Here is a 5,720-nt window from a genome sequence, read left to right as displayed (position 1 = left end):
TCGCACGGCACTTGCCGTGCGAGGGCTCCCCTACTGCTGGCTGCGTGTTCGGTCGTGCGGGTGCCGGAGGCGCTCCGGCCGCGCACCGGTCAGAAGACGCTGACCCCGTAGGCGCTCAGGGCCTCGGTGACCGGCTGGAAGAACGTCGTCCCGCCGGAGGTGCAGTTGCCGCTGCCGCCGGAGGTCAGACCGTAGGCGGTGCCGTTGCTGCCGTAGAGCGGACCGCCGGAGTCGCCGGGCTCGGCGCAGACCGTGGTCTGGATCATGCCGTAGACGATGTCGCCGCCGCCGTAGTTGACGGTCGCGTTGAGCGCGGTGACCCGCCCGGTGTGGGTGCCGGTGGTGGAACCGGTGCGGATGACGCTGGTGTTCACGGCCGGGGTGGCCGCACGGGTGATGTCCACGCTGCCCGCGGTGCCGGACTTGGTGACGGAGGTGTTGGTGTAGCGGACGAGGCCGTAGTCGTTCGTCGGGAAGCTGGAGCCCGAGGTGGTCCCGAGCGTCGTGGTGTGACCCGAGTTCGACCACCAGGTGCCCGCGCCGTCGGTGCAGTGACCGGCGGTCACGAAGTAGTCGGCTCCGCTGCTGTTCTTCACGTTGAAGCCGAGGGAGCAGCGCCAGCTACTCGCATAGATGGCGTCGCCACCCTTGATCAGCTTGTTCATCTTGCCCGGGGTGCGCTTGATCGTCAGGGCGCCGGCGTTGCTGCCCGCCGCCTTCTGGATCTTCGCGAGTTCCGCCTGGGAGACGGTGCTGTCGACCGTGAGGAGGACCTTGTCGGTCTTCGGGTCGATCGCCCAGGCCGTGCCCGGTACATCGGCCTTGAGTACGGAGGAGCTGGCGCTCTTGAGCTGGGCGGTGCTGAAGGTCTGCGCGTCGCTCGCTTGCGCGTTGGGGACGGTGACGGCAGCCGCGGCCACGAGTCCGGCGGTGACGGCGATCAGCCGGGTCCGTCTCGCGATGCCGCTGCGGGGGGTGGTGCGCGTGATCCTCACTGTTCGTTCCCTCCTGAGGGAAGTCGGGGGCCCGCTGTGGGGTTTGGGGCCCGTGAGGCGCGAGTCGAGGGAGGCGTCCGTTTTCCGGACACGTTGTGCCCCTGACAAGGCGCTGGGGGGAGTATTCGGCTGCGTGACCGAGTGACGCAAGAGGGCCTTTCGGCCTCGCGGCACTGAACTTCCCCCGTTACCAGCGGTACTTGATCTCACACCGCCCATGTGAAAATTCTGTGGAGATGCTTGGTCGCGCCGGAGCGTCTCCTATGAATCGGCGAATCAGGCGCCGCTGAATCGGCGGATCAGGCGGCCGCCGAATTGGCGGATCAGGCGGCCGCGCGGCAGGGCAGCGCGCTCAGGAAGGCGAGCGCGGCCCGTGCCGTCGCGTCGTTCTGACGGAACGCGGGCCCGCCGGTGCGCGGCCGGGTGAACGCGCCCGAGCCCCGGGCGTCGGTGTGCGGGCCGAGCGCGAAGCGCCGTGGGTGCGGGATGCCGGAGCGGTCGAGCACCCGGCCGTCGGCGGGGTCCACGGCGAGCAGTCCCTCGGCGGTGGCGGCGGCCCCGTCGGCGTACAGCTCGCGCAGCAGCGTGTCCCGGGTGCGCTCGACCGTCGGGTGCGGCAGCCTCGCCTCGACCAGCGCGCGGGCCTGGACGGCGGCCCCGCGCACGGTGGCACTGCGCGCCCGGAACACACCGTCCTCGGCGGTGACGGTCATGTCCGCGCCGAGGAAGCGCAGCACTCCCGCCCGGGACAGCGCGAGCATCTGCCGCAGCCGGGGTCCGGGCGGACCGGAGGCGAGGTAGCTGAAGAACCCGTGCCACCAGGGCCCGACGTCCCCGAGCCGCACCAACTGCCCGTAGACGGACAGCAGCGCGAGGAAGACGGCCTGGTCCTGGCTGCGCAGCGGGTTGTGGCGGCGGGTCAGGTCGTCGCGGATGTACGTCCGCAGCTCGTCCTGGAGCTCGTCGTACGATCCGCAGCGCAGCCCGTCCAGCGGACGGTCGAGCGCGGTGAGGTCGAGCCGGTCGGCCGGGTCGGGCACGGCGGACGCGACGAGCACCCGTACCTCGGCACCGCTCGTGGCGGCCGCGTACTTCTCCTCGAAGTCGGTCCAGTCCACCGTCGTCCGCTCCGGGTGCGCGGTGAACAGCCGGTGGTAGTGCGCGAACCCCAACTCCTTCTCCACCAGCGGCCACACGTCCCGCCGGAAGTCGAACCCCGCGGGGCGGGCGAGCAGCGCGTCCACGTCGGCGGGCCCGAAGAACCGTGGCAGCGGCGGCCGTTCACCCTCCCAGTCGTAGCCGATCTTGGAGTGGTAGGGCACTCCGCGCCGGGAGCCCACGTACAGGACGGGCTCCCGCCCCGATGGCACGTACGTCAGGTCCCCGCGGCCGTCGTCCTCGTAGCGCCCGCCCCGGCCCTCGGTCAGCAGCGCCATGAGGTCGACGAACGCGAGCCCGAAGCCGCGTACGAGGACGGGTTCGCCGGGCGACAGTGCGGACAGGTCGCTGTCGGCGGTGAAGTCGGGCGGCAGATGGACCAGGTCGTGTTTCCGGGCGTACGCGGCCAACGCGCGCTGCTCGTCGTCGAGTTCGGCGTCGAGGTGGCCCAGCGTGAGCACCACGAGGTCGGCGGACAGCGGCCTGGGGCGGCCCTCCAGCCACACCTGCTGGCGTCCCTCGCGCGGTCCGGTCACGCGCAGGGCGCGCCGGGTGTGCCGGTGGACACGGACGCCCGGCGGCAGAGCGGCCACCGTCTGCTCGTACACCCAGGACAGGTACGCGCCCTGGAGCTGCCGGTCGGCGAAGGTGCGCCCGCCGACGGCCGCCCACTCGTGCAGGGTGGGTCCGGGGCGCACCGGTCCGGCCATGTCGACCGTGTCGTCGGTGAACATGGTGACGTCCTGGGCCTCGGAGTTCATCCACAGCAGGGGCGACTGGGCCAGCCGCCAGATACGGCCGCCGCCCGGCGGATACGGGTCCACGAGGTGCACGTCGAGCTCGGAACCGGCGTACAGCTCGGGGGCGTTGGCGGCGATCCGCTCCAGGAGGCCGGTCCCCCGCGGCCCGGCGCCGACGATGACGAGCGAGGGCGCGGGGTTCCGCGGTCCGGGGATGACGGTGCGGGAGGAGGGCATGCGAGGGCTCCGTGAGGCGTCGAGCCGAACACGGGGTGCCTTCACACGGGGGCGTCACGAGGACGCCGTACGGCCGAGCCCCTCAGCAGGGCCGTCCTGGGAGAGTACGGGGAGGTTTCCGCTCACTGTCAAGGCTGTCCATGATGTGAGCGGTCCGTCTCAGGCCAGTTGACGCGGAATCGGATGCCTGTTCCACTTGTGTTCATGCATCCGCAGTGGCTGGTCACGCGCTCCCACATCGACTTCGGTCGAGTGTGGTCCTCGTCCTGTTGAGCTGACCCCCTGCGAGCCCGCTTCCGACGGGCTCTCGCGGCTTTCTCCGCCTCAGCGGCCTTCTCCGGCTTCTCCGGTTTTCTCTGTTTCCCGGCTTTCCCTGTTCTTCCCGACGCCCGGACGCACGCCTTCACACACGCACGCCCCTCCCCTCGCTCTACCTTCGCTCTACTCGCTCTCCCTTTCGGCCTTTCTCTGGGTGACCTCGCCCCTCAGCAGTCACACCCGCAGTCGCAGCAATCACAGCCGTCGCAGCACTTGCCGCAACAGTCACAGCAATCGCAGCAGTCGGAGCAGTCGGAGCAGTTGTCACAGTCGCACCGGTGGCAGAGCCCCTCCTTGCGTTCCCCCGTCCAGGGGCTGTCGTACTCGCCGCAGCACAGCTGGCAGGTACAGGCGAGCCCCGCCCACACCAGACAGCCGGCCAGCAGCCCGCGCCGGTCGCGGCGCGGCGGCTCGGGCGGCAGCGGCGGGCCGCCGGGGCCGGACGGCGCGAACGGGTTGCCTGGCGGAGGCATGGACGCCTCGGGCACGGCGCCGACCGACGGGGTGCCTGCCGACGGAGCGCCGACGCCGTGCCCGCACGAGGCCGTGCCGAACGCGCGGCCCACCGAGTTCCGCAGTTCGTGCACGAGCAGCACGTGCGCCAGCTTGCCGTCGCCGAACTCGGCCTCCCGCAGCGCGAGCCGGATCCCGTGCAGCGCGTCGTCCGCTAGCCGCCGGGCCTCGGCGAGGGGCGTGCCGGTCGCCGTGAGGGGGTTCCACGCACCCGCCGCCGCGTCGGCCTCCCTGTCCTCCACGGCGTCCAGCAGATGCGCGAGCCGCCCGAAGAGCCGACCGGCCTCGGCGAGGGGCTCCGCGTTGCCGGGCCGCCCGGCCAGGACAGCGGTGTGCGCGAAGGCCGCCGCGGTCGCGGTCTCGGTAGGCTCGGTGACGTCAAGGATCGGCGTTCCGGGCCCGGCGAGCGCCTCGATCCCCACCTGCCGGTCCACGGCGTCGACGAGCACCGCCGTGTCGAACCCGACGTCGGAGCCCGTGCGCGCACCCGCCCGGCCCCAGCCGGTGGCCACCCGGCGTGCGGCGAGCGCCACCGGCCTACGGGCCAACAGTCCGTCCCCGTCGGCCATGTGGTCACGGACCTTGGCCGAGGCGAGCACCAGCGAGACGGCGGCGGCGAGCCGCGCCCCCTCGCCCCGGGCGACCGAGGCGGTTCGCATCCCGCGCAGCGGACAGGGCCCGGCGGTCCGCCGCCAGGCGGCCGACCGCTCACGCTCGGCCTGAGCCTCCGTCAGAACGGAGATGAGCAGCCCGTCGTAGTTGGTGACGACCCGCGCGAACTGCCCGTGGTCCCTCCGCAGCGCGAGGCAGAGCCCGCACAGATGCGCCATCCACTGGGTCCGCAGCCCCTCACTGAGCCGATGCCGGCAGGGCCTGACTATTCCGAACACGACACTCCCCCGTGTCTTGTGTGCCGTTCAGTCGCCGCATCGTACCGACCCCGGTGTTCACCCGTACGCGCTGCTCATCACCCATCCGCCGAAACAAATATTATTTCACTCACAGTCAGCAGTTGTGTACAGCAGAGCCCTTGGGGCATACGGGCTCTCGACGAATGGGTTCTGTGCCAGTACCGTCACGAAACCCCCGTGCGGCGTCTAACCACTTGGCACGACATCCGCATCATGGACGACGATAGGGATGCGGAAAGCACGAATCACCGCTGTGAGAGGAGGCGTCCATGGGATCGGTGCGCAAGGCGAGTGCCTGGCTTGGCCTCGTCGACGACAACGATGACGAGCGTTACTACGACGACGACTACGCCGAGGGGCAGGAGTCCGGCGATGCCTGGGTCACCGACCCTCGTGTGAAGGTCGCGTCCGAATCCGCCCAGGAAAAGGGGCGCCGGATCGGCACGGTCACCCCGGACAGCTTCCGGGACGCCCGCAACATCGGTGAGCTCTTCCGGGACGGGGTCCCGGTCATCATGAACCTCACGAACATGGAGTCCACCGACGCCAAGCGTGTCGTCGACTTCGCGGCCGGCCTGATCTTCGGTCTGCGCGGTTCGATCGAGCGGGTCTCGAACCGGGTGTTCCTGCTGACCCCGGCCGACACGGAGATCGTCAGCGGCGAGGCCGCGGGCCGTCAGGCGGACGGTTTCTTCAACCAGAGCTGAGCAGGGCCGCTCACCTGCCCCCGCATTCCGGTCGGGGGATCACCGGAACACGTCGAGGCCGGTGAGCGCCTTGCCCAGACTTTCAGGGGACGCGGAGCTTTTCGGGGGGCGCGGAGCTTTTCGGGAGCGCGGGCTTTAGGG

At 70.9% G+C, this 5,720-nt stretch carries 4 protein-coding genes; 1 reads left to right on the top strand and 3 read right to left on the bottom strand.

Features of this window, described 5'->3' with window-relative positions; genetic code table 11:
• Positions 1-89 precede the first annotated feature (89 nt).
• From FNH08_RS43090 to FNH08_RS43080, 3 genes are all read right to left on the bottom strand, one after another.
• Positions 90-995, bottom strand: a complete 906-nt coding sequence (locus tag FNH08_RS43090; RefSeq protein WP_322726384.1) for a S1 family peptidase — start codon at positions 993-995, stop codon at positions 90-92.
• A gap of 323 nt (positions 996-1,318) precedes the next feature.
• Positions 1,319-3,130: an FAD/NAD(P)-binding protein gene (locus FNH08_RS43085; RefSeq protein WP_152776963.1), complete on the bottom strand. Its 1,812-nt coding sequence runs from the start codon at positions 3,128-3,130 to the stop codon at positions 1,319-1,321.
• 485 nt (positions 3,131-3,615) lie between these two features.
• Positions 3,616-4,851, bottom strand: coding sequence for a DUF5685 family protein (locus tag FNH08_RS43080; protein WP_322726383.1), 1,236 nt, complete (start codon positions 4,849-4,851; stop codon positions 3,616-3,618).
• Positions 4,852-5,141: 290 nt separating this feature from the next.
• Here FNH08_RS43080 and FNH08_RS43075 point away from each other — a divergent pair, with 290 nt between their 5' ends.
• A complete protein-coding gene (locus tag FNH08_RS43075; RefSeq protein ID WP_152776961.1) occupies positions 5,142-5,579 on the top strand; it encodes a cell division protein SepF in 438 nt (145 codons plus the stop codon).
• Positions 5,580-5,720: the final 141 nt, after the last annotated feature.

The sequence above is a fragment of the Streptomyces spongiae genome (assembly GCF_009377185.1).
In the GTDB taxonomy this organism is placed as follows: Bacteria; Actinomycetota; Actinomycetes; order Streptomycetales; family Streptomycetaceae; genus Streptomyces; species Streptomyces spongiae.
The sequence above is the reverse complement of the archived record's forward strand: the minus strand, read 5'-3'. Positions and strand labels throughout refer to the sequence as shown.

Excerpts from the sequence above, each read along its gene's own strand:
- FNH08_RS43075 (WP_152776961.1), top strand. The coding sequence starts at position 5,142 with ATGGGATCGGTGCGCAAGGCGAGTGCCTGGCTTGGCCTCGTCGACGAC.
- FNH08_RS43085 (WP_152776963.1), bottom strand. The coding sequence starts at position 3,130 with ATGCCCTCCTCCCGCACCGTCATCCCCGGACCGCGGAACCCCGCGCCC.